The 21,011-nt window shown below is 69.5% G+C and carries 23 protein-coding genes; 12 read left to right on the top strand and 11 right to left on the bottom strand.

What is annotated here, in order from left to right; all coding sequences use genetic code 11:
- The first annotated feature begins 31 nt into the window (after window positions 1-31).
- A complete protein-coding gene (locus ABZ928_RS40435) occupies window positions 32-1,039 on the top strand; it encodes a phosphotriesterase-related protein (RefSeq protein ID WP_361530359.1) in 1,008 nt (335 codons plus the stop codon).
- A gap of 2 nt (window positions 1,040-1,041) precedes the next feature.
- Entirely contained in the window at window positions 1,042-2,538 is a 1,497-nt protein-coding gene (locus tag ABZ928_RS40430) for an aldehyde dehydrogenase family protein (RefSeq protein ID WP_361530356.1), read from the top strand.
- Between the two features lie 36 nt (window positions 2,539-2,574).
- On the opposite strand, the gene ABZ928_RS40425 is transcribed toward ABZ928_RS40430, so the two are convergent.
- Window positions 2,575-3,186 carry a TetR/AcrR family transcriptional regulator gene (locus ABZ928_RS40425; RefSeq protein ID WP_361530353.1) on the bottom strand — a complete coding sequence of 204 codons (612 nt, stop codon included), beginning with the start codon at window positions 3,184-3,186 and terminating at the stop codon, window positions 2,575-2,577.
- A 149-nt stretch (window positions 3,187-3,335) separates the two neighbouring features.
- Between ABZ928_RS40425 and ABZ928_RS40420 the strand changes: the two genes are divergently transcribed.
- From ABZ928_RS40420 to ABZ928_RS40410, 3 genes are read left to right on the top strand one after another with little or no spacing between them, the layout of a single operon-like run.
- A complete protein-coding gene (locus tag ABZ928_RS40420; protein ID WP_361530350.1) occupies window positions 3,336-3,788 on the top strand; it encodes an OB-fold domain-containing protein in 453 nt (150 codons plus the stop codon).
- The gene (locus tag ABZ928_RS40415) at window positions 3,773-4,123 is read left to right on the top strand and encodes a VOC family protein (protein WP_361530347.1); all 351 of its coding nucleotides are present in this window, start codon (window positions 3,773-3,775) and stop codon (window positions 4,121-4,123) included. Before ABZ928_RS40420 ends, ABZ928_RS40415 begins: the two co-directional genes overlap by 16 nt.
- Window positions 4,124-4,132: 9 nt before the next feature.
- Window positions 4,133-5,002 carry a TIGR03619 family F420-dependent LLM class oxidoreductase gene (locus ABZ928_RS40410; protein WP_361530344.1) on the top strand — a complete coding sequence of 290 codons (870 nt, stop codon included), beginning with the start codon at window positions 4,133-4,135 and terminating at the stop codon, window positions 5,000-5,002.
- 270 nt (window positions 5,003-5,272) lie between these two features.
- On the opposite strand, the gene ABZ928_RS40405 is transcribed toward ABZ928_RS40410, so the two are convergent.
- From ABZ928_RS40405 to ABZ928_RS40375, 7 genes are all read right to left on the bottom strand, one after another.
- Window positions 5,273-5,770, bottom strand: coding sequence for a hypothetical protein (locus ABZ928_RS40405; RefSeq protein WP_361530341.1), 498 nt, complete (start codon window positions 5,768-5,770; stop codon window positions 5,273-5,275).
- Complete coding sequence (locus tag ABZ928_RS40400) at window positions 5,767-6,492, bottom strand: DUF6152 family protein (RefSeq protein WP_361530338.1); 726 nt, start codon at window positions 6,490-6,492, stop codon at window positions 5,767-5,769. The genes ABZ928_RS40405 and ABZ928_RS40400 overlap by 4 nt, the downstream gene beginning before the upstream one ends.
- Window positions 6,493-6,703: 211 nt before the next feature.
- Window positions 6,704-8,239 (bottom strand): AMP-binding protein, encoded by a 1,536-nt coding sequence (locus ABZ928_RS40395; protein ID WP_361530335.1) that lies wholly within the window; start codon window positions 8,237-8,239, stop codon window positions 6,704-6,706.
- Between the two features lie 29 nt (window positions 8,240-8,268).
- A complete protein-coding gene (locus ABZ928_RS40390) occupies window positions 8,269-8,775 on the bottom strand; it encodes a flavin reductase family protein (RefSeq protein WP_361530332.1) in 507 nt (168 codons plus the stop codon).
- Between the two features lie 72 nt (window positions 8,776-8,847).
- The gene (locus ABZ928_RS40385) at window positions 8,848-10,464 is read right to left on the bottom strand and encodes an AMP-binding protein (RefSeq protein WP_361530329.1); all 1,617 of its coding nucleotides are present in this window, start codon (window positions 10,462-10,464) and stop codon (window positions 8,848-8,850) included.
- 22 nt (window positions 10,465-10,486) lie between these two features.
- Entirely contained in the window at window positions 10,487-11,602 is a 1,116-nt protein-coding gene (locus ABZ928_RS40380; RefSeq protein ID WP_361530326.1) for a hypothetical protein, read from the bottom strand.
- Entirely contained in the window at window positions 11,599-12,648 is a 1,050-nt protein-coding gene (locus ABZ928_RS40375) for an LLM class flavin-dependent oxidoreductase (protein ID WP_361530323.1), read from the bottom strand. Before ABZ928_RS40375 ends, ABZ928_RS40380 begins: the two co-directional genes overlap by 4 nt.
- Window positions 12,649-12,823: 175 nt before the next feature.
- Here ABZ928_RS40375 and ABZ928_RS40370 point away from each other — a divergent pair, with 175 nt between their 5' ends.
- Window positions 12,824-13,633 carry a MaoC/PaaZ C-terminal domain-containing protein gene (locus ABZ928_RS40370; RefSeq protein ID WP_361530320.1) on the top strand — a complete coding sequence of 270 codons (810 nt, stop codon included), beginning with the start codon at window positions 12,824-12,826 and terminating at the stop codon, window positions 13,631-13,633.
- Between the two features lie 14 nt (window positions 13,634-13,647).
- The gene (locus ABZ928_RS40365; RefSeq protein ID WP_361530317.1) at window positions 13,648-14,490 is read left to right on the top strand and encodes an SDR family oxidoreductase; all 843 of its coding nucleotides are present in this window, start codon (window positions 13,648-13,650) and stop codon (window positions 14,488-14,490) included.
- Between the two features lie 54 nt (window positions 14,491-14,544).
- On the opposite strand, the gene ABZ928_RS40360 is transcribed toward ABZ928_RS40365, so the two are convergent.
- On the bottom strand, window positions 14,545-15,456 hold the full coding sequence (locus ABZ928_RS40360) for an SDR family oxidoreductase (RefSeq protein WP_361530314.1): 912 nt from the start codon (window positions 15,454-15,456) through the stop codon (window positions 14,545-14,547).
- A 30-nt stretch (window positions 15,457-15,486) separates the two neighbouring features.
- Entirely contained in the window at window positions 15,487-16,263 is a 777-nt protein-coding gene (locus ABZ928_RS40355) for an SDR family oxidoreductase (RefSeq protein WP_361530312.1), read from the bottom strand.
- A gap of 78 nt (window positions 16,264-16,341) precedes the next feature.
- Here ABZ928_RS40355 and ABZ928_RS40350 point away from each other — a divergent pair, with 78 nt between their 5' ends.
- Genes ABZ928_RS40350 through ABZ928_RS40335 form a run of 4 tightly spaced genes read left to right on the top strand, consistent with a single transcriptional unit; the run spans window position 16,342 to window position 19,787 of the window.
- A complete protein-coding gene (locus tag ABZ928_RS40350; RefSeq protein ID WP_361530309.1) occupies window positions 16,342-17,109 on the top strand; it encodes an enoyl-CoA hydratase family protein in 768 nt (255 codons plus the stop codon).
- The gene (locus ABZ928_RS40345) at window positions 17,102-17,965 is read left to right on the top strand and encodes a CoA-transferase (RefSeq protein WP_361530306.1); all 864 of its coding nucleotides are present in this window, start codon (window positions 17,102-17,104) and stop codon (window positions 17,963-17,965) included. The genes ABZ928_RS40350 and ABZ928_RS40345 overlap by 8 nt, the downstream gene beginning before the upstream one ends.
- A gap of 8 nt (window positions 17,966-17,973) precedes the next feature.
- Window positions 17,974-18,732, top strand: a complete 759-nt coding sequence (locus ABZ928_RS40340) for a CoA-transferase (protein ID WP_361530618.1) — start codon at window positions 17,974-17,976, stop codon at window positions 18,730-18,732.
- Window positions 18,729-19,787, top strand: a complete 1,059-nt coding sequence (locus ABZ928_RS40335; RefSeq protein WP_361530303.1) for a nitronate monooxygenase — start codon at window positions 18,729-18,731, stop codon at window positions 19,785-19,787. The genes ABZ928_RS40340 and ABZ928_RS40335 overlap by 4 nt, the downstream gene beginning before the upstream one ends.
- Before the next feature lie 184 nt (window positions 19,788-19,971).
- Here ABZ928_RS40335 and ABZ928_RS40330 read toward each other — a convergent pair whose 3' ends face one another.
- The gene (locus ABZ928_RS40330; protein ID WP_361530300.1) at window positions 19,972-20,292 is read right to left on the bottom strand and encodes a MoaF N-terminal domain-containing protein; all 321 of its coding nucleotides are present in this window, start codon (window positions 20,290-20,292) and stop codon (window positions 19,972-19,974) included.
- 346 nt (window positions 20,293-20,638) lie between these two features.
- Between ABZ928_RS40330 and ABZ928_RS40325 the strand changes: the two genes are divergently transcribed.
- Complete coding sequence (locus tag ABZ928_RS40325; RefSeq protein ID WP_361530297.1) at window positions 20,639-20,887, top strand: hypothetical protein; 249 nt, start codon at window positions 20,639-20,641, stop codon at window positions 20,885-20,887.
- Window positions 20,888-21,011: the final 124 nt, after the last annotated feature.

Genomic DNA, 21,011 nt, shown 5'->3' with positions numbered 1-21,011 from the left:
CGAGGCGCTCCCGGGGAGAGAAGGGACAGCGATGACACAAGCCGCTTCAGCAGGCGAGGAGTTGACGATCCAGACCGCTCAGGGGGCGATACCGGTCTCCGGGCTCGGTAGGACCCTTATGCACGAACACGTCTTCGTACTGAGCCCGGAGATCCAGCAGAACTGGCCCGATTACGAGGAGGGCTGGGAAGAGGAGCGGGAGATGGCCGCCGCCCTCGACAAGCTCGCCGAGGCCAAGGCCAACGGCATCGACACCATCGTCGACCTCACGGTGATCGGCCTGGGCCGCTACGTCCCCCGCATCCAGCGCCTCGCCGAGCACACCCACGTCAACATTGTGGTGGCGACCGGGGCGTACGTCATCGAGACGCTGCCCATGTACTTCCACTTCCGCGGCCCGGGAGCACCCGCCGGTGGCCCGGAGAAGATGACCCCGATGTTCGTCCGGGACATCGTCGAGGGCGTCGCGGGCACCGGCGTGAGGGCAGCGATCCTCAAGTGCGTCACGGACACGGCCGGCCTCACCCGTGACGTCGAGCGCACCCTGCGGGCGGTGGCCCAGGCGCACCGGGAAACCGGTGTCCCCATCACCACGCATACGCATGCCGGGCTCAAGCGCGGACTCGACCAGCAGCGGGTCTTCGAAGAGGAAGGAGTGGACCTGACGAGGGTGGTCGTCGGGCACTCCGGCGACACCGACGACTACCCCTACCTGGAGGAGCTCATCGCCCGCGGCTCCTACCTCGGCATGGACCGCTTCGGCCTGGAGACCATCTCCTTCGACAAGCGGGTCGAGATCGTCACCGAGATGTGCCGGCGCGGCCACGCCGACCGGATGGTCCTCTCGCACGACACCTCGTGCTTCTCCGATCTGTCCGACCCCGTGCGCCGCCGCGAGATCTACCCCAACTGGCGCTGGACGCACATCCCGCAGGATGTGGTGCCCGCACTGCGCAAGCGCGGTGTCACCGACGAGCAGATCGACACCATGCTCGTCCACAACCCACGCCGCATCTTCGAACAGCAGGGGAGGTACTGACGGTGGAACGGTTCCTCAACTACGTGTCGGGCGAGCACCGCCCGGCGCGTTCGGGGCAGTGGCTGGACTCCGTCGACCCGGCGACAGGGGAAGTATGGGCGCAGATCCCGGCCGGTGACACAGCGGACGTGGACGACGCGGTGGCCGCCGCACAGGAGGCATTCCGCTCCAGTGACTGGCGGCGCGTGCCGACCGCCGTTCGCGCCGTTCGGCTGCGTGCCTGGGCCGACGCGATCGAGGCGAACGCCGAGCACCTGTCGGAGATCGAGACCAGGGACAACGGGCGTCCTCTGAAGGAGACCCGGTTCGCCCAGCTGCCCGGTGCCGCCATGCAGGTCCGTTATCTCGCCGGACTGGCCGAGGAGATAGAGGGCACCACGACCGACATCCGGCCCGAGGCCTTCGCCTACACGCTGTGGGAGCCGGTCGGGGTCGGGGCCGTGATCATCCCGTGGAACGGCCCGCTGCCGGTCTTCTTCGCCAAGGTGGCCGCCGCGCTCGCGGCCGGGAACGCCGTGGTCGTCAAGCCGTCGGAGCACGCCTCGGTCTCCATACTGGAAGCCACCAGGCTCTTCGCCGGCCTCGACATCCCGCCGGGGCTGGTCAACGTGGTCGCAGGCACCGGGGCGGCGGCCGGTGACGCCGTCGCGGGCCACCCGGACATCGGCAAGATCAGTTTCACCGGCTCCACCGAGACCGGACGCCGCATCACACGGCGGGCGACCGGGAACATCAAGAATCTCCAGCTGGAACTCGGTGGCAAGTCCCCCCACATCATCTTCGCCGACGCCGACCTGGAGGCCGCCGCGGCGGGCGTCGCGGGCGGCATCTTCACCCCCAACGCCGGCCAGACCTGCGTCGTCGGCTCCCGTGTGCTCGTACAGTCCGCCGTCTACGACGAGTTCGTCGGCCTGCTCGCCAAGCAGGCGGAGAACCTCGCCGTCGGCGATCCCGCGGACCCCGCCACGGGCATGGGTCCCATCGCCAACCCCGCGCAGTACGACAAGATCCGCTCCTATCTGCAGATCGGCCGCGAGGAGGGTGCGGAACTGGCGTTCGGTGGCCGCACCACCGAGGATCTCTTCCCCGCCGACTCCCGCCTGCGTGGCGGCTACTACGTCGAGCCGACGCTGTTCACCACCGGCGACAACCGGCTGCGGATCTGCCAGGAGGAGATCTTCGGCCCCGTCGCGGTCGCCCTGCCCTTCGACACCGAGGAGCAGGCAGTCCGGATCGCCAACGACACTCCGTACGGCCTCGCCGCGGGACTGTGGACGGAGAACCTGCGTCGCGCCCACCGCCTGACACGTGCACTGCGCGCGGGCTCGGTCTGGGTGAACACCTACAAGGCCCTGCACTGGGCGCTGCCCTTCGGCGGGCACAAGCACAGCGGCAACGGCGGTGCCGCGGGGGGCGCGACCGCGCTGCGCGAATGGATGGAACTCAAGTCGGTGTGGATGAACGTCGGCGATCCGGCACCGCGAGGCGAGGAGCGATAGCGAACCCGCCCGGCGGGGGAGGGGCGGCTCCGGCTGTCACACCGCCGGTGCCGGGGCGGCCATCCCCTCCATCAGGACGGTCAGGTACTGCTCCGTGAGCTGGTCGGCGGAGAGTTCCCCGCTCGGGCGGAACCAGCGCACCGCGACCCAGATCGCATCGCGCAGCAGCCGGTAGGCGATCTTCGGGTCGATGCCGGCGCGGAACACCCCGGCATCAACACCCGACGTGATGACCGCCACCCACAGCTCCTGGACCTCCGCCTCGCTGCGTTGCACGTACGCGAAGCGGGGGAGCTGGGTCAGATGGTGCCGTTCGTTCTGGAGCACAGTGATGGCGGCGCGGTGGTCCTGCAGGGATCTGATGGCCGCACCGACCAGTCCCTCCAGGGTCTGACGTGGGCCGGATCCGGCGGAGACGATCTCGCGGTACGTGGCGAGCAACTCTCCCAGGTACTCGGAGAGCAGTTCGTCGATGATCGACTCCTTGGACTCGAAGTGGTGGTAGAGACTGCCGGACAGGACCCCGGCCGCGTCGGCGATCTCCCGCACGGTGGTGGACTGGTAGCCCTTCTCGGCGAACAGCTCCGCGGCCAGCGAGACCAGCGCCAGCCGTCGCTCGGACCGTGCGCGGGGCGCGGAAGGCTTCATCCCCGCAGTATCCGCCTGGGCGCGATAACCGTGCAAGCGCTTGGTTGGCAATGGTCGTGCGGCTTGACCCGTGGGGCGCCCGGACCTAGGCTCTTCCGTAAACCAAGCAAGCGCTCGGGCAAAATCTAACGAAGGGGCGGAGGCGGCACATGGAACAGGGGCGCGTGCTTCCCGAGCCCACGGAGCTCACCCGTCCGTACTGGGAGGCGTTCCGGAGCGGAGAGCTGCGCCTGCAGTACTGCGGTGCGTGTCGGCGCTTCATCCACTTCCCGGAGCCGGAATGCCCCGCCTGCGGCAGCGGTGAGCTGGGCTGGAAGCCGGTCTCCGGCCGGGGCGTGGTGCACACGTTCAGCGTCGTGCACCGTACCTTCGCACCCGGTTTCTACGACCGCGTCCCGTACGTCGTCGCCTGGGTGGAGCTGGAAGAGCAGACCGGCCTACGGCTCTTCGGCAATGTGCTCTACACGCACCCCGACGACGTACGGATCGGCCTCCCGGTCGAGGCGGTCGCCGAACACCTGGAGGGCTTCGGCCCGGTGCCCAACTTCCGTGCGTCACACGGCGCCCCGCGTGAGGAGAACCAGACATGGCAGACGGCGTGAAGCTCGGCAACGTGCTCTATCCGACCGCTGACGTCCCGGCCGCTGTGGCCTTCTACGGCGATACCCTCGGCTGCACCGTGAAGTTCCAGGACGGAGGGCGCTTCGCCGCCCTCGACGCAGGCGGTGCGACCCTGGCACTCGCGGGCCCCGAGGAGGACGTGACGGGCGGTCGGCCGGCCGCCTCCTTCAAGGTGAAGGACCTGGATGGGACCGTCCAGCGGCTGCTGGCCGCAGGGGCCGAGCTGCACCGCCCGGCCGAGGAGGGGCCGCACGAGACGCGGGCCGTGCTCCTCGACCCGTGGGGCAACCCCGTCGTCGTCTACTCCTCCCGCTGAGGAGGCGCCATGCGCATCGGCGTCACGCTCGGCCTGCTGCATCCCGCCGTCTGGCGGGACTTCGCCGTCGAGGCGGACGCGCTCGGCTATGAGTCGCTCTGGGTTCCCGAACACCTCGTATTCACCGCCGACATGGCGGAGTCCGCCTATCCCGGAACGAGCAGCGGCCGCCCTCCGGTGGACCCCCGGGCCCAGCTCTTCGACGCGCCGGCCTTCCTCACCGCCATCGCGGAGGCGACCCGGCAGATCCGTCTCGGCACGTATGTCTACCTCTTCGGGCTCAGGCACCCGTTCATCGGCGCCCGCGCCTTCCTGACGCTGGACGTGCTCTCCGGCGGACGGGCCGTCGTGGGCGTGGGCGCCGGGTGGCTGGAGTCGGAATGGCGGGCGGTGGGGCTGGACTTCGCGTCGCGCGGGCGTCGGCTCGACGAAGCCGTCACCGTGGCCCGGCGTCTGTGGACCGAGCAAGTCGTCGAACACCACGGTGAGTTCTACGACTTCGAGGGCGTCCACTTCGAGCCCAAGCCCGTGCAGAAGCCCCACCCGCCGATCGTTGCGGGAGGCGAGTCCAAGGCCGCCCTGCGCCGGGCGGTGAGACTCTGCGACGGCTGGGTGAGCATGCCGCACACCCTGGAGTCGGCCAAGCCCAAGCTGGATCTCCTCCACCAGCTTCTGGAGGCGGAGGGCCGCGACAGAGACTCCTTCGAGATCACCGTCAGCGCCTTCGAACTCTCCGGCCCGGACGAGGTGGAGGAGTGGGAGGCGCTCGGGGTCGACCGGCTCATCGTGCGGCCGTACACGCGGACCACGGGGGCCGTCGACGATCTGCGGGTGTTCGCGGAGCGGTACGGCATCACCGCGAGCGCCGCCCAGGACTGAGGGCGCGGCCGAAACGACATGCCGGCAAGCTGACCGAGGAGACCGAGCACGGGGATCCGGTCGTCAAGGACGCCTGGGCGAAGGGCTTCAAGGCCTGGGCGAAGGCTGGCTTCAAGGCGCGGGGACCTCGTACGCGGCCGCGGCACTTGGTACGAGGTCCTGCGCGTCGGCCCGGAGCTCTGCGCAACACCGCACCTGGCCCTGCGGCCAAGCACCCAGAGTCGTCCGAACCTGAGAGCGGTCGCGGTGCGACGTGCCTCGGTGGCGGCGTCAGGTGTAGGCCAGGAGCCTCCCCGCGATCGTGACGCCTGACCACGACGTGAGGGAGACGACCGCGGAGATCCGGGCCGCGACAGGCGTCGGCTGGTCCACGTCCCACTCGGCCACGTTTCGGTAGGTCCGCCGATGGAAGATCAGGATGTTCAGACCTGCGAGCAGGATGAGGCCGAGCTTCCACGGGGCGCTGCCGCGGTCGGCGATGAGGCCGGCGCCGGGCACGAACATGGCCACGCCGGTGACTGCCGCGATCACGAAGCCGAGGTGTGACAGCCGGAGCAGGTGGCTGGCCGCGGTCGTCACCCGCAGTGCCCGCCGCCAGAGCCCCAGCAGCCGAAGATCGAAAGCTGCGGCCGGGCCGATGAGGAGGGCGATACCGATGATGTGGACGCTTTCGAGCATCGGGTAGAGGTAGTCCGTGCCACGGACGGCCTCGGCGAACCAGCTGTCCTCCAGCCAGGAGAAAACACTGTCCATGACGAGGGCCGTCACGATCGGGGCGAGCGTCGGCGCAGGTAGAAGGCTCCACCTGCGATTGTGGCGACCAATACGCCACCGAGCGTGGCCCACACCACGGCCGGTGACGTGCCCTCGGAGTCCGCTGTGGCCGTCGGGGAATCCTGGTCTGCGTCGGCGTCCGGGGCCGCCGCGTCGCCCTCCGGATACGGGACCGGCAGCGGCCTTGCCGGCAGTTCCTCGTTGAGTACCTGGTTGACAGGCTTCCCCTCTTCGTACCAGAACACGACCGGACGGAACTCGTCGGTGTGACTCCTGCCGACGTAACCGACGGCTTCGATGCGCTCGCCGTCCTCGAGCTCGCGGTCCAGGCCCCACATCCCCGTGAAGCTCGGCGGCGCGATGGTGACCGCGAGCTCGTCGTGAGACCCGCTGTAGGACGGTGCGGCGTTGATCGGATCGCTGTCGGGGGCGTCCCGCAGCCCCTCGGGCAGATCGAGCTCGGGGGTGTCGGCGGGGAGATCTCCCTCGACGGTCACGGTGAAGTAGGAGTGCGGCTCGCCCCAGCGGACCTGCGAGACGGTACCGGCTATGTAGTAGAGGCGCTCGGTGTCGTAGTCGTCGAACCCGTGATGCGCCTGCGCGGCACCCGCCGAGAACAAGGTGAGCATCGCCGTGGAGGCCAAGGACGCGGTCGCCAGCCTGACAAGACGGGCGCTTTTACGAGCCGCGGGGGCGGCGATCGAGCTGAAGTGCATACCGAGTCGTTCCTTCGAGAGGTCTTGGATGGTGCCGCAGCCAGTGAACCTCAACAAATGCCCGGTAAAGAGGGGTCAATTTTCTCCTAGGAATACGGTGGTCATGTCGATCCGGAGCTTCACGACCAGGCGACTCAACGGCGGATGCATCGAGTCGGCCATGGGCAGGACGGCCTTCTGCAAGTAGCCGAACCCGCGGCCGCACCGTACGTCAGAAGATGGGGTACCCGCCCCCGCCGAACCGGGCGTCCAACTCGTCGTAGTCGGGAGTGAAGCCACGTCGTGGAACGGCGTCGACGAACTCCACGGACTGGGGCTTCTTGTACGAGGCGATGCGATCGCGGCAGTGGTCGGTGATGTCCTGCTCGGTGACCCGGGCCCCGTCCCGCAGGGCCACGACCGCTTTCACGCTCTGGCCCCACCGGGCGTCCGGGACGCCGATCACGGCGCACTCCGCCACGTCGGGGTGCGCGGTGATGCAGCGTTCGACCTCGGCCGGGTAGATGTTCTCGCCGCCCGACTTGATCATCCTGACCTTCGGGCCGATGAAGGTGATGGTGCCGTCTTTCTCACGCCGGGCGAGGTCACCGGTGTGATGCCAACCGCCCGACCGACGAGCAGTGTTGAGCTCAGGGCGCTCGTGGTAGCCGTACATGACGTGAGGTCCGCGGGCGACGATCTCGCCGACCTCCTCCGGAGGCAGCTCACGGCCCTCGGGGTCGACGATCCGTACCTGTGCGAATGGAGATGGCCGGCCATGCGTGCCCAGGCCGCCGAGCCCGAGTCCCCCGTAGGTCAGCATGCCGCCGACCTCGCTCTGGCCGTAGCCGCCCAGGGCTCTGCCCCATGGGCTGTCGTCGACGGTGACCGCGGCGTTCCAGGCGTCGCTGCCGGCGGGTGCGCGCAGGCTGGAGAGGTCGTAGCGGCCATCGGCGCAGGCTTCCAGAAGCTGGTCGGACATGGGAGGGAACAGGAGCATCGACTCACAACGCTCGGCCTCTACCAGTCGGCACGCCTCGGCGGCGTCGAAGGCCGGCATGAACACGTTGGTGCCGCCGAGGTGGAAGGTGGCCGTGCAGAACATCATCGTGCCGACGTGGAAGAGCGGTCCGCAGTTGAGGTAGACGAACCCGGGCTCGATCTGCCGTACGAGGGCGAGGGACATGTTGTGAGTGAGGATGCCCGTGTGGCTGAGGAGGGCGGCGTTGGGGCGTCCGGAGAAGGCGGCGGTGTAGAGGGCCAGACACGGCGATGCCGGATCGATCTCGCGTTCCGCGGCCGGGTCCGGCGTGGACACTGAGGACAGCCGTGCTTCGTACTCGTTGTCGTCGGCCGGGCCGTCGGCTCGTATCCAGTGCGTGCGGGTTGCGGACGCCCCCCTGGCGGCCATGGCCGTGTCGCCGACCGCCGCCTGTTCCCAGATCACCACCCGCGGTGTGAAGTCGTCCATAACGAACGTCAACTCGTCTGCGGACTGGCGCCAGTTGACGGGGCAGAACACGGCGCCGACACGTGCGGCGGCCAGCAGGCACTCCAGGATCCGGAAGGAGTTGCGGCCGACCCAGAGCAAGCGGTCGCCGACTTCGACACCCTCGTCCCGGAGTACGGACGCGAGCCGGTCGACCCGGGCGTCCAACTGCTCGTAGGTGAGGCGTACCTCGCCGTCGACGACGGCCGTAGCCAGCGGCCGGCTGCGCCGGTTCTCGCTCGCGACGTCACCGAGCGTCAGGCTGTGCGGCATCTGCATGGTCGCGGACCTCCTGGACAGGGACCTGGTCAGCCGTCGAGGCGCCCGTACGCGCCTCGGAAGAAGAGCAGCGGGGCACGCTCCGCGGCGGCGAGGGCCCGCACGCGGGCGACGACGATGAGATGGTCGCCGGCGAGGTGCTCGTTCTCCGGCGTGGCGTCGATCCAGGCGACCGCGTCGTCCAGCAGGGGAGAGCCGCCGGGGGACGGCGACCAGTCGAGGCCCTCGAACTTGGCGGCGCCCTTCTTGGACATCTGCCGGCTGACGTGCTGCTGGTGCTCGGCGAGGATGTTGATGCAGTACCGCCCCGCAGCCCTGATCCTGGGCCAGGACGAGCTGGTGTGGGCCACGCAGAACGCCACGAGCGGCGGGTCCAGCGAGACGGAGGTGAAGGAGTTCGCCACCAGTCCGGTCGGCTGCCCGGTGTCCGGGTCGACGGCGGTGATGGCGACCACCCCGGTGGCGAAGTGGCCGAGCACGGTGCGGAAGAGATCGGGGTCGATGTCCGTGGGTGTGGCGGTGGGCAGACTCGTCATGTCCCTCTCCTGGTCAAGCGGTTGCTTGTTCATAGGCGTCGTGGGTGGTCCTGGACGAACGGCCCAGGTCCGTCAGGTGGGTTGTCCAGTGGCGGCCCGTGCTCGCAGCTGCCGCTTGTCGATCTTGCCGTTGGCGCTGACGGGAAGCTCGGGCACGATGAAGACCTGGCGGGGGACCTTGTAGTTGGACATGTTGCGGCGCGCCCAGGCGATCACCTCGTCCGCTGTGGGCTCCGTGCCGGATTCCGGTACGACATAGGCGCAGCCGACCTCGCCCAGTTCGGGGTGAGGCACCGGCACCACTGCCGCCTGCCCGACGTCCGGATGGCGCAGCAGCAGGTTCTCGATCTCCGCGGGGTAGGCGTTGAAACCCCCGGCGATGAACATGTCCTTCTTGCGGCCGACGATGCTGAGATTGCCCGCATCGTCGAGGACGCCCACATCGCCGGTGTGCAGCCAGCCGCCCGCCAGAGCCTCGGCGCTCTCCGCGGGCGCTTCCCAGTAGCCCTGCGTCACCCCGTAGCCCCGCACGAGTATCTCGCCGCGCTCCCGGGCTGGGAGCAGGTGGCCGGACTCGTCGACGATACGGACCTCCATGCCGGGGACCGCACGGCCGGCCGTGGCGGCGACGATCTCCGCGGGGTCGCCGTCCCGGGTCATCGTGACCACGGAGCCCTCGATGAGGCCGTAGGCGTTGATGACGCGTTCCAGGCCGAGCCTGTCGCGCATGTCGTGGACGAGTTCCTCCGGTACGGCGGCCGCTCCGACTATGGCGACGCGTAGCGAGGAAACGTTCCGTTCCGCAAGTTCGGGGTGGTTCACGAGTCTGGCGAAGAGCGTCGGCGGTCCGGCCAGCAGGCTCACCTGCTCACGTTCGACCAGGTCGAGTGCGGCGTCCGGATCGAACAGAGCGATGGGGAGCAGGGTCGCGGTCCGCATCACGCAAGCCAGGATCCCGGCGTTGATGCCGAACCCGTGGGCGAAGGGGCTGACCACCGGGTAGCGGTCACCGTCCCGCAGATCCGCGATACCGCTCCAGTCCCAGTACGCCCGCAGCATCTGTTCATGGCCCAGCATCACCCCCTTGGGTACCCCGGTCGTCCCCGACGTGGACAGCACCTCGCACAGATCCCCGGGGTGCACAAGTTCGGCGCGCTCTTCGGCCGCACCCGCGTCCACCTTGTCGGCACGGGTCAGGAATGCGTCGATGGTCTCCACTCCCGTACGGGGGGTGATCTCGTCGAACGAGACGACCAGCTCCAGTCGTTCGAGTCCGGCGAAGGGGGATGCCCCCTCGGGAGCGCCGTACACGTCGGCGAGCAGGTCGACGTACGACGTGCCCAGGAAGCCCTCGGATACGAACAGCACGCGCGCAGCGGTACGTCGTAGCAGATCACCTGCCTCGTATCCCTTGGCACGGGTGCTCAGCGGGACGACGGCCGCACCGGCGTCCCAGACGCCGAACACGGTCACGACCCACGAGAGGTGGTTCGGCGCCCAGATCGCGACGCGGTCGCCGGGCTGCACCCCGCTGGCGAGCAGCGCGCGGGCCACCCGGGTCGCGCGGTCACGGAGTTGGGAGAGGGTCAGTGTGTCGAGGCCGTCGGACACCACGACGGCGTCGGGACGGGCGGCTGCCTGAGCGCGCAGCATCCGGGGGACGGTTCCCCAGTCGGGAAGCGTTTCCATGGCGGCTGACTCCCTTCCCGCGTCAGACGATGGAGGACCGGTCCAGGCCCAGGTGCTGGCCGCGTCGGTCCACGACTTCGATCGGCAGCGGCGTCTCCTCCACCTGCTCGGCCACCGTGACGCCCACGTGCACGGGGGTGACCGCGTCGATCACTTGCTCGATACGCGCCTTCCACATCGGGTTGCCGGTGAGGGAGGCCCGGCCGAACGTCACCCGCAGGGTCGCCGCGTCGAGTGTGCCCTCGCGGGCGATGTCCAGGCGCGGCCGGGTGATGCCGTCGATCGCGCGCAGTGCTCCGGCGAGACGGGCGACCGGCAGCCAGCGGCCGCGGACCAGGACGTGTTCGCCCACCGTGTGGGCCGCCGCCGGCAGCGCCTTCGTCTGGCCTTCGACGCGGGCGAGGTACCCGGTGCGCAGGATCGCGCCGGACAGGACGTCGTGCCACGGGTGCGTGACGACGTACTCGGCGAGTCCCTCGGGGTACGGCGCCTCCCACGCGACGTCCGCCTCCGGCCGGGCCAGCAGCAGGGTGTCCTCTATGGTCGGTTGCCACGACGGGTCGGAACCGGTCGGGCGCCGGTGCGCCAGGGGCGTCCCGAGCAACGGATCGGCGAACAACTCGACGATCTCGGCGCCGAACTCACGCGCCAGATGCTTGTACGTTCGCGGGTCGGTGATCTCCCCGACCAGGACGATCAGCCGCAGTTCGAGGTCGAGCGGGTCCGCGAGGAACTCCATATGCAGCCGGGCCAGGAAATCCATGGCGCCGGAAGGGGTCGCCACCAGCACGTTGGCGCGAAGCGCTTCGACGACCTTGAGGAGCCGCATTCTGCCGCGCGGGCCGGTTGAGGTCACGGCTTCCGCGACGGTGGCCGCGGCCTGGGCGTAGAGGGCTCCCGACAGCTCGCCGTCACTGTTCAGTGCAACGACCACCCGGTCGTCGGCCACCAGCCCGGCGGCCGTCAGCGTCTCCCGCCCGATCGTGAGGGCCCGCGCCAGGTCCTCCGGGCTCATGGGCACGACGACGTCCGCGACCGGAGAGGTGAGCACGAGCCCGCTTGTCGTACGGGCGTTGATGCCGACCTTCGCCAGTTCTGACCGGGTGTACCAGTCCCGTGAGCCGGTGTCCGCGCTCACAATCCCGCCACCTCGCCGGCGAAGAGGCGGATCGTGTCAAGGACGTCGGAGTTGGCGAGCCCACCGACCTGGAACTGCAGGATGAGGTCGGTCACGCCCGCCTCCTCGAAGCGCTGGTAGGCCTTGCGGGAGCCCTCGACGTCATCGCAGACGATCATGTGGTTCTCGCGCAGCGTCTCGATCGCCTCCTCCTCCGACTGACCGGCGGCAAGCTGACCGAGGACCTTGTAGCTGGCATGGCGCGCGTCGTAGTAGTCGGGCGGGGTCACCAGGTTCACCTGGCGGCGGATGTACCAGAGGATCGCGTCGGCAGCCCTCTCGTAGGCCCCGTCCCTGGTCGGAGCCACGTGCCAGGGCACCATCAGTGCCACACGCCGGCTCTCCGGGTCGAATCCGTTGCGAGCAAGGGCCTTCTTGTACTCCGCGATGTCCTCGGCTACCGCGTCCAACCCCTTGAGCATGGTCATGCCTAGCAGGTTGTAGCCCTTGGCCGCAGCGGCGAGGTAGCCGTCGAGGCTGGTGGAGGCGACCCACACCGGCGGGTGGGGTTCTTGGACCGGCCGGGGGTAGACCGAGACATCGGGCACGCTCCAGTACTCGTGCTCGGCGCTCACCGGCTCGCCGTCGGCGTTCCAGATCCTCAGCACCGTGTCGAGGTTGTCCTCCCACAGCTTGCGGGACTGCTCGAACGGCCGCTGGAACGCCTGGTACTCGAGGGGAGAGGCGCCGCGTCCGGTGCCGAACTCGGCGCGGCCTCCACTGAGGACGTCCAGCGTGGCGACCCGTTCCGCGGTGCGCACCGGGTGGGCGAACGGCAGCAGAACGACGCCGAGCCCCAGCCTGATCCGCTCGGTCACTCGGGACAGTGCCGCGAGGACCAGGTCGGGCGCCGAGGAGTGCGAGAAGCCCCGGGTGAAGTGGTGCTCGACCATCCACACGGCCTCGTAGCCGAGTCGGTCGGCGAGCACCGCCTGCTCGATCAGGCTCTCGAACGCCCGTTGCTCGACCTGGCGGGAACGGCCCCGCACCTCGAGCTCGTACCCCATGCTCACCCGAAGGGATCCCATTCCCTCTCCATCTCTCGGACCAAACGCTTGCTTGGTTTTCAAGCTAGCGGGTCACCCTTCACTCCACAACCTTCCCCGACATCTTGACCAAGCACTTGCTCAACAAGTTACGTGAGGGGGAAGGGGCGACAACCGCCCCGCCGTTGGAGGTGCGATGGAACTGGCCGAACTGTCCGGGACGCATCTGGGCAGGCGAACAGTCGAATACGGCGAGCGGGACGTGATCCTCTACGCCCTCGCCGTCGGAGCGAAGGCCGACGAACTCGGCCTCGTCTTCGAGCGCGGTCTGCGCGTCCTGCCCGCGTTCGCGCTGACTCTGGGCCTGTGGACCGCCGACGCGGTCGGGGCGCTCGGCGCGTTCACACCCGACGCCGCGCTGCACGGGGCGCAGTCTCTTGAGGTCCTGCGGGAGCTGCCGCCGACCGGGATCGTGGACATCGGCGGGCGGGTCGCGGCGGTGTGGGACAAGGGGCGGTCGGCCGTGGTCGACGTGGTGGCCGAGTCGGCGTACTTCACCGCCACGTACTCCATCTTCCTGCCCGGCCGAGGCGGGTGGGGCGGCAGTCGCGGAGACGGTGCGCGGAACGGGGCACCCGCCACCGACAGGCCCTCCTGGTCCGCACGTTTCGCCACGTCACCGCAGCAGGCTGCCCTTTACCGACTGACGGGTGACCGTCATCTCATCCACATCGACCCCGAGGCCGCCCGTGCGGCAGGCCTTCCCGGCGTCATCCTGCACGGCCTGTGCACGCTCGGCATCGCCGCGCGGCAGAGCGCGGCCGCAAGCGGCGCCCACCCCGCGGAACTGCGCGGCCTGCGGGCCCGTTTCGCGGCGCCGGTCATCCCGGGCGACGTCCTCGACCTGCACGGCGTGCCCGGTCCGCCGGGCACCGTCGCGTTCACCGCCCAGGTCGGCGGTACTGCCGTGCTCACCGACGGCCTGGCCGTCTACGCCGAGCGTTGAAGGGGGCGGCCACGATGCCATCTGTACTGATCACTGGAGCGTCCAGCGGATTCGGTCTGGGGGTCGCGGTGGAGTTGGGGCGCCGCGGCTGGAGCGTGTACGCCGGACTGCGCGACCCGTCCCGACGCGCCGCACTCGACCTGGCGCTGGCCAAATCGGGCGTGCCGGCGGAACGGGTCCGGGTCGTACCGCTCGACGTCACCGACCGGGACGCCGTGGACGCCGCCGTCGCCACCGTGCTGTCCGAAACCGAGGGGAGTCTGGACGCCGTTCTGCACAACGCCGGATATACGACGGCGGGATTCTTCGAGGACCTTCCCGAAGCCGACGTCAGAAGGCTGGTGGAGACCAACTTCTTCGGCACCCTGGCGCTGACCCGGGCACTGCTCCCGGCGATGCGGGCCCGCGGCCGGGGCCGGATCGCGGTGGTCTCCAGCAATGCCGTCAACGTGCCCCACCCGATGTTCTCCGTGTACGCGGCCACAAAGTGGGCCTTGGAGGGCTGGTGCGAGGCGCTGGACGCCGAAGTGCGCCCGTTCGGGATCGACGTGCTGGTCCTGCAGCCGGGAGCGCATCGGACAGAGTTCTCCGCCAACGTCCTGCCCGTGTGCCCCGACGGCAGCGCCTACCGGGCACTGTTCGACGCCGCCGCTCCGCGCATGGCGTGGATCGGCCGGCACCAGCGGGAACCACAGGGGGCCGTACGGGCCATCGCCGACGCGCTGGAGGCGCGACGGGCGTCGTTCCGGGTGCGGCTCGGCGCCGACGACAAAATCGCCGCGGCGGTCCGCGCGCTGCTGCCCTATCGCGTGCGGGCGCGGGCGGTTCGCTGGATCACGGGCCTGCACCGCACCTGACGGACGGGACGGGCGAGCGGTGCGCCGTACGGCCGGGATCCTCCCATCACCGGCCTACTGTGCCCCGTACACGGGCAATGGTGCCTCCGCCTGCGCGAGCAGCTTCGGCACCGTCTCGCCCGCCTCCGTCGGGGTCCAGCGGACGCCCTTGTCGGCCGTGGGACCCGGCCGCCAGCCCTCCATCACGGTGACGCGGCCGCCCTCGGCCTCGAAGACCCGCCCGGTCACTCCCGTGGAGGCGGCGGAGGCGAGCCAGACGACGAGCGGGGAGACGTTCTCGGGTGCCATGGCGTCGAAGCCGTCGTCGCCGGGGGCGGCCATGGTGTCGGCGAAGGTCGCCTCCGTCATGCGGGTACGGGCGGCCGGAGCGATGGCGTTGACCTGGACGCCGTAGCGGCCCAGTTCGGCGGCGGCGACCAGTGTCAGCCCGATGATGCCCGCCTTGGCGGCGCTGTAGTTGCCCTGTCCGACCGACCCCAACAGCCCGGCCCCGCTGCTGGTGTTGACCACTCGGGCGACCGGCGTCCGCCCGGCCTTGGCTTCGGTGCGCCAGTGCGCGGCCGCGTGCTTGAGCGGCAGGAAATGGCCCTTGAGGTGGACGCGCATGACGGCGTCCCAGTCGTCCTCGTCGACGTTGACGAGCATCCGGTCGCGCAGGAAGCCGGCGTTGTTGACCAGGGCGTCGAGGCGGCCGTACGTCTCCACGGCCGTACGGATCAGGGACGACGCGCCCTCGGTCGTGGCTATGTCCGCGCCGTGTGCGACTGCCTGCCCGCCGAGCGCCCGGATCTCGTCGACGACCTGCTGCGCGGGCCCGTCGGCGCCTCCGGTGCCGTCGAGGCCGACGCCGAGGTCGTTCACGACGACCGCGGCGCCCTCCGCAGCGAGGGCGAGGGCGTGCGCGCGGCCGAGTCCGCGTCCCGCCCCGGTGACGACGGCGACGCGTCCGGTGCAGAGTCCGTTCATGGGTTCATCCTCACGTCGTGGATGGGCGGCTCACTGGTTGGCGGTGGCCGCGTCGAGAAAGGCCGGGCGTTCGCCGCCGCCGTGTACGAGGAGGCTGGCGCCGGTGATGTAGGAGGCGCGGTCGGAGGCGAGGAACGCGCAGGCGTCACCCACCTCGGCGGGGTCGGCCAGGTGGCCGAGCGGGATGGTTCGGCCGACGGCGGTGATGCCGTCCTCGTCGCCGTAGTGCAGATGGGCCAGTTCGGTGCGGACCATGCCCAGGACGAGGGTGTTGACCCGCACCTTCGGGGCCCACTCCACGGCCATGGTGCGGGCGAGGTGCTCAAGTCCCGCCTTGGCGGCTCCGTACGCCGCCGAACCGGGGGAGGGACGGTTGCCACTGACGCTGCCGATCATCACGATTGACCCGCCGCCGGGCTGCTCGCGCATCACCTCGTACGCGGCGAGGGAGACGGTCAGAGGAGCCAGCAGATTCAACTCGACGACCCGTGCATGCCGCTCTGCCCCGCCCTCGTCCAGCATCCGGTACGGCGTGCCGCCGACGTTGTTGACCAGGACGTCGAGACGGCCGTACTCCTGGCGCACCTGCTGGAGGAAGGTGCCCACGGCGTTCCCGTCGCGTACGTCGAGCGGCCGGAACCGGGCTGTGCGACCGGCTGCCTCCACCGGCTTGTCAGGGGGCCGGCGGGCGCAGGTGACGACCTCGGCGCCCGCCTCCAGCAGTGCCCGAGTGATCCCCCCGCCGACGCCTCGGGTGCCGCCGGTGACCACCGCCACAGCCCCGTCCAGATCGATGACCGATGCCATGTGGGCCTCCCGGAGGGTGTGCTCCGCTGCTACCTTCGTACCTAACAAACGTTTGGTGGAAAGGTAGCTGATTTGCTCATGGGTGTCTCCACCACAGCCCCCGAAGAGGGCGTTTCCGTCGTCAATGTCGACTTCCCACCGGTCAACGCCCTCCCCGTCCAGGGCTGGTACGACCTCGCCGCCGCGGTGCGCGCCGCCGGGGCCGACCCGAAGGTGCGCTGTGTGGTCCTCACCGCGACCGGCCGTGGGTTCAACGCTGGCGCCGACATCAAGGAGATGCAGCGCACCGAAGGACACGCGGCGCTCATCGGCACCAACCGAGGCTGCTACGAGGCATTCGCCGCGGTCTACGACTGCGAGGTCCCGGTCGTCACCGCCGTGCACGGCTTCTGCCTGGGCGGCGGTATCGGTCTGGTAGGCAACGCGGACGCGATCGTGGCCAGCGAGGACGCGACCTTCGGCCTGCCCGAACTGGACCGGGGTGCACTCGGCGCCGCCACCCACCTGGCCCGGCTGGTACCCCAGCACCTGATGCGGGCCCTCTACTACACCTCGCGCACCGTCACCGCCGAGGAACTGCACTGGCACGGCTCGGTGTGGCGAGTGGTACCGCGTGAGCAACTACTCGATGTGGCAATGGAGTTGGCGCGCGAGATCGCCGCCAAGGATGGCTTGCTGATCCGCCTGGCCAAGGCTGCGATCAACGGCATCGACCCGGTGGACGTCCGCCGCAGCTACCGCTTCGAGCAGGGCTTCACCTTCGAGGCGAACCTCAGCGGGGTCGCTGACAGGTACCGCGACGAGTTCGTGGCCTCCAAGTCGTCAGAAGGGAGCCGTGGTGAGTGACAAGACGATGACCGTCGAGGAGGTCGTAGGCCGCCTCCGCAGCGGTATGACCATCGGCATCGGCGGATGGGGATCACGGCGCAAGCCGATGGCCCTGGTCCGTGCGCTTCTGCGCTCCGACCTGACCGACCTCACCGTTGTCTCCTACGGTGGCCCGGACGTCGGACTCCTCGCCGCGGCCGGGAAGATCCGCAAGCTGTTCGCCGCCTTCGCCACCCTCGACTCCATCCCCCTGGAACCGCACTTCACCGCGGCCCGTCAGCGCGGCGCCTTCGAGCTGGTGGAGCTGGACGAGGCCATGTTCATGCATGGCCTGACCGCCGCCGCCCAGCGGTTGCCCTTCATGCCGATCCGGGCCGGTCTCGGCTCGGATGTGATGAAGGTCAATTCCCACCTGCGCACGGTCACTTCCCCCTACGAGGACCGCGAGGAGCTCGTCGCCGTGCCCGCCCTGCGCCTGGACACCGCGCTCGTACACCTGAACCGGGCGGACGCGCAGGGCAACGGCCAGTACCTGGGCCCCGACCCGTATTTCGACGACCTCTTCTGCCAGGCCGCCGACGCCGCCTACGTCTCCTGCGAGCAGATCGTCGACACCACCGACCTGCTCAAGGACGCGGCACCGCAGACCCTGTTGGTCAAGCGGGCGTTCGTCACCGGGGTCGTACAGACGCCAGGCGGCGCGCACTTCACCTCCTGCGCCCCCGACTACGACCGTGACGAGATCTTCCAGCGCGCCTACGCCCGTGCCGCCCGGGACCCGGAGGCATGGCAGGCGTTCACCGGTCGCTTTCTGTCCGGAGACGAAGAGACGTACCGGGCCGCGGTCGCGGCATTCCACGAGGAGCGGGCGTGAGCGCACCCATGACGAACGAGACGACCCGCGCCGAGTACTGCGTTGTGGCCTGCGCGGAGGCCTGGCGGGACGCCGGGGAGATCCTCGCCAGCCCCATGGGCACCGTCCCGACCATCGGCGCCCGGCTGGCCAAGCTGGCCTTCGCCCCCGATCTGCTGCTCACCGACGGCGAGGCGCTACTCATCGGCGACGTCCCGGCCGTCGGCGCTCCCACCCAGGTTGTGGAGGGCTGGCTGCCGTACCGTCAGCATCTCGCGCTGGTGGCCACCGGGCGGCGGCACGTCATGATGGGCGCGAGCCAGGTGGACCGCCACGGCAACCAGAACATCTCCTGCATCGGCGACTGGGCCCGTCCCAAACGGCAACTGCTGGGAGTGCGCGGCGCTCCCGTCAACACCCTCAACAACCCCACCAGTTACTGGATCCCCAAGCACTCGTCCCGCGTCTTCGTCGAACGCGTCGACATGGTCAGCGGGGTCGGCTACGACCGGGCCGCCGCGGCCGGTCCCTCCGCCATGCGCTATCACCGCATCCCCGAAGTCATCAGCAACCTGGGCGTGTTCGACTTCGACACCGCGGACCACACGATGCGGCTGCGCTCCCTACACCCTGGCGTCACGGTAGAACAGGTGCTGGAGGCCACCGGGTTCGAGCTCGCCGTCCCCGACGAAGTGCCGTTTACCCGCGAACCGACAGGCGATGAACTGCGCCTGATCCGGGAGGTCATCGACCCGGGCGGCGCGCGGAACCGTGAGGTGCCCGCATGAGCGACACCGCGATCGTCACTCCGCTCACCAAACTCGTCGGGGTGCGGTACCCGATCGTCCAGACCGGCATGGGCTGGGTGGCCGGTCCACGGCTGGTGAGTGCCGCGGCCAACGCCGGCGCGCTGGGGATTCTCGCCTCCGCAACGATGACCGTAGAGCAACTGCGCGCGGCCGTCCGCGAGGTCAAGTCCCGTACGGACGCCCCGTTCGGGGTGAACCTGCGGGCGGACGCCTCGGACGCGGTCGACCGGGTGCACGTCATCCTCGACGAGGGTGTGAGGGTTGCGTCGTTCGCGCTCGCGCCGAGCCGGGAGCTGATCGCGCGCCTGAAGGACGCGGGCGTGATCGTCGTGCCCTCGATCGGTGCCCGGCGGCACGCCGAGAAGGTCGCCGCCTGGGGAGCCGATGCGGTGATCGTGCAGGGAGGCGAGGGCGGCGGCCATACGGGTGCCGTCGCCACCACGGTCCTGCTGCCGCAGGTGGTGGACGCCGTGGACATCCCGGTGATCGCGGCGGGAGGCTTCCACGACGGGCGCGGACTGGTGGCCGCACTGGCCTACGGCGCCGCGGGTGTCGCGATGGGCACCCGCTTTTTGCTCACCTCGGACAGCACGGTCCCGGACGCCGTCAAGGCCCGCTATCTGGCGGCGGGAGTGCAGGACATCACCGTCACCACCAAGGTCGACGGCCTGCCCCACCGGATGCTGCGCAGCGAACTCGTCGACACGCTGGAACGCTCGGGCCGGGCCGCCGCGCTGCTGCGCGCGCTGCGCCACGCGTCCGCGTTCAAGCGGGAGTCCGGCATGGGCTGGGCCGCCATGATCCGCGACGGACTGGCGATGAAGCACGGCAAGGACCTCACCTGGAGCCAGGTCCTGCTGGCGGCCAACACCCCCATGCTGCTGAAGGCGGCCATGGTCGATGGCCGCACCGACCTGGGCGTGATGGCCGCCGGGCAGGTCGCCGGCCTGATCGACGATCTGCCCTCCTGCGCCGAACTCGTCGACCGTGTCATGGGGGAGGCGTATGCAGCGCTCCAGCAGCTGCGGCCGTGAGCTCGCCGACCTATCCCATTCGGTCGAAGGGCGCGGCAGGACACATCACGTCACCGCGGCCTTCCAGCAGGGTCCGATGGAAGGCCACGGTGGGCTTCGGACAAGCAGGCTCGGAGAAATACGAGCCCTCGCCCGCATCGAACATCGGTTTACGGGCCGTGTGTAGTCGGCGAGCGCCCGCTGTTCAGCGGATGCGGGTCCACTTCCCGGTGAGCTGGACGAATTCCCCGCTGACGATGGAGCTGGCCAGGGACGTCCCCGCCGTGTAGTCCTGGACGTGCGTGACGACATCACCGGAGACGGGCTCGACCCACCGCACGACGTACAGGCCGTCGCGGACCTTGGTCGCGGTGTAGTCCATGGTCTCGGTCTTGCCCTTGTGATCGCCCGTTGTCAGCGCGAAGCTGACCTTGGACTCCGATTCGAAGGTGATCTCGGCGTTGAAGGGGCCGAGCTCGGCCAGCCAGGTCTGTCCCACGCTGGGGAGGGTCGCGTTGGTGTCCATTCGTGCTGTCTCTTTCTGCTTTCTGAGGCGGTGCCGGGTCAGCCGAGGGCCTTGATGACCTCCTCGGCCAGCTCAGGCGGCGAGGACGGCGGTGTGGCCGTATCCGGAGTGGAAGGCGACGCGACCGTGGGGCGGGAGGGGGGAAGACACGAGGGGTTGCTCCTCGAAAGGGAATTGCGGGGTATGGCTGCCAGCATGACAGCGGATCGGCTGGTTGTGAGGGGGAAGAAACCTTCCCCTGTACGGGATTCACCGAGATCAGCAGGAGCGCCGTCACTGGCGGACCTGGTGGGAATTCAGCCGCAAAGGCAAAAGGGACTTTGCCCTGGTCTATCTCGTGAATAGCTTGCAGAAGAAGGACCCCGACTTTTCGTCGGTACGTGAGTCGGGTTCGACGTCCCAGCCGAGTCTGAGCTCACCGGTGAACTGCTCCGGGATCGGTGGAGTGGTCTGCCTTGGGTCTGATGGACGCGGGCTGCCGCACCAGCTGGCGGCGGATTTCTCCCACGCCGCGGCGATCTGTGACGACGATCAGATCCACCACGCCCGGATCGTGCGTGACTTCGTCGCCGCCCAGCCTGGTCTGAATCTGTGATGCGGCGCCAGCTACAGCCCGCACCACAATCCCACCGAATGCGTCTGGGACGCCTCACGGCCAGGGCACCGACGCTGGAACCCGGCCTGGCGGTGCGCTGGCATCGGATTGCCGAGAGGTCGAT

It is taken from the genome of Streptomyces sp. NPDC046909 (assembly GCF_040644695.1).
Taxonomy (GTDB): domain Bacteria; phylum Actinomycetota; class Actinomycetes; order Streptomycetales; family Streptomycetaceae; genus Streptomyces.
Note: the sequence above shows the minus strand (reverse complement) of the source record. Positions and strands in the feature narration are given on the sequence as shown.

Bases quoted from the DNA above. Each gene is read 5' to 3' on its own strand.
- ABZ928_RS40435 (WP_361530359.1), top strand. From the start codon at position 32: ATGACACAAGCCGCTTCAGCAGGCGAGGAGTTGACGATCCAGACCGCT.
- ABZ928_RS40425 (WP_361530353.1), bottom strand. From the start codon at position 3,186: ATGAAGCCTTCCGCGCCCCGCGCACGGTCCGAGCGACGGCTGGCGCTG.
- ABZ928_RS40420 (WP_361530350.1), top strand. From the start codon at position 3,336: ATGGAACAGGGGCGCGTGCTTCCCGAGCCCACGGAGCTCACCCGTCCG.
- ABZ928_RS40415 (WP_361530347.1), top strand. From the start codon at position 3,773: ATGGCAGACGGCGTGAAGCTCGGCAACGTGCTCTATCCGACCGCTGAC.
- ABZ928_RS40410 (WP_361530344.1), top strand. From the start codon at position 4,133: ATGCGCATCGGCGTCACGCTCGGCCTGCTGCATCCCGCCGTCTGGCGG.
- ABZ928_RS40400 (WP_361530338.1), bottom strand. From the start codon at position 6,492: ATGCACTTCAGCTCGATCGCCGCCCCCGCGGCTCGTAAAAGCGCCCGT.
- ABZ928_RS40395 (WP_361530335.1), bottom strand. From the start codon at position 8,239: ATGCAGATGCCGCACAGCCTGACGCTCGGTGACGTCGCGAGCGAGAAC.
- ABZ928_RS40390 (WP_361530332.1), bottom strand. From the start codon at position 8,775: ATGACGAGTCTGCCCACCGCCACACCCACGGACATCGACCCCGATCTC.
- ABZ928_RS40385 (WP_361530329.1), bottom strand. From the start codon at position 10,464: ATGGAAACGCTTCCCGACTGGGGAACCGTCCCCCGGATGCTGCGCGCT.
- ABZ928_RS40375 (WP_361530323.1), bottom strand. From the start codon at position 12,648: ATGGGGTACGAGCTCGAGGTGCGGGGCCGTTCCCGCCAGGTCGAGCAA.
- ABZ928_RS40370 (WP_361530320.1), top strand. From the start codon at position 12,824: ATGGAACTGGCCGAACTGTCCGGGACGCATCTGGGCAGGCGAACAGTC.
- ABZ928_RS40365 (WP_361530317.1), top strand. From the start codon at position 13,648: ATGCCATCTGTACTGATCACTGGAGCGTCCAGCGGATTCGGTCTGGGG.
- ABZ928_RS40360 (WP_361530314.1), bottom strand. From the start codon at position 15,456: ATGAACGGACTCTGCACCGGACGCGTCGCCGTCGTCACCGGGGCGGGA.
- ABZ928_RS40355 (WP_361530312.1), bottom strand. From the start codon at position 16,263: ATGGCATCGGTCATCGATCTGGACGGGGCTGTGGCGGTGGTCACCGGC.
- ABZ928_RS40350 (WP_361530309.1), top strand. From the start codon at position 16,342: ATGGGTGTCTCCACCACAGCCCCCGAAGAGGGCGTTTCCGTCGTCAAT.
- ABZ928_RS40340 (WP_361530618.1), top strand. From the start codon at position 17,974: ATGACGAACGAGACGACCCGCGCCGAGTACTGCGTTGTGGCCTGCGCG.
- ABZ928_RS40335 (WP_361530303.1), top strand. From the start codon at position 18,729: ATGAGCGACACCGCGATCGTCACTCCGCTCACCAAACTCGTCGGGGTG.
- ABZ928_RS40330 (WP_361530300.1), bottom strand. From the start codon at position 20,292: ATGGACACCAACGCGACCCTCCCCAGCGTGGGACAGACCTGGCTGGCC.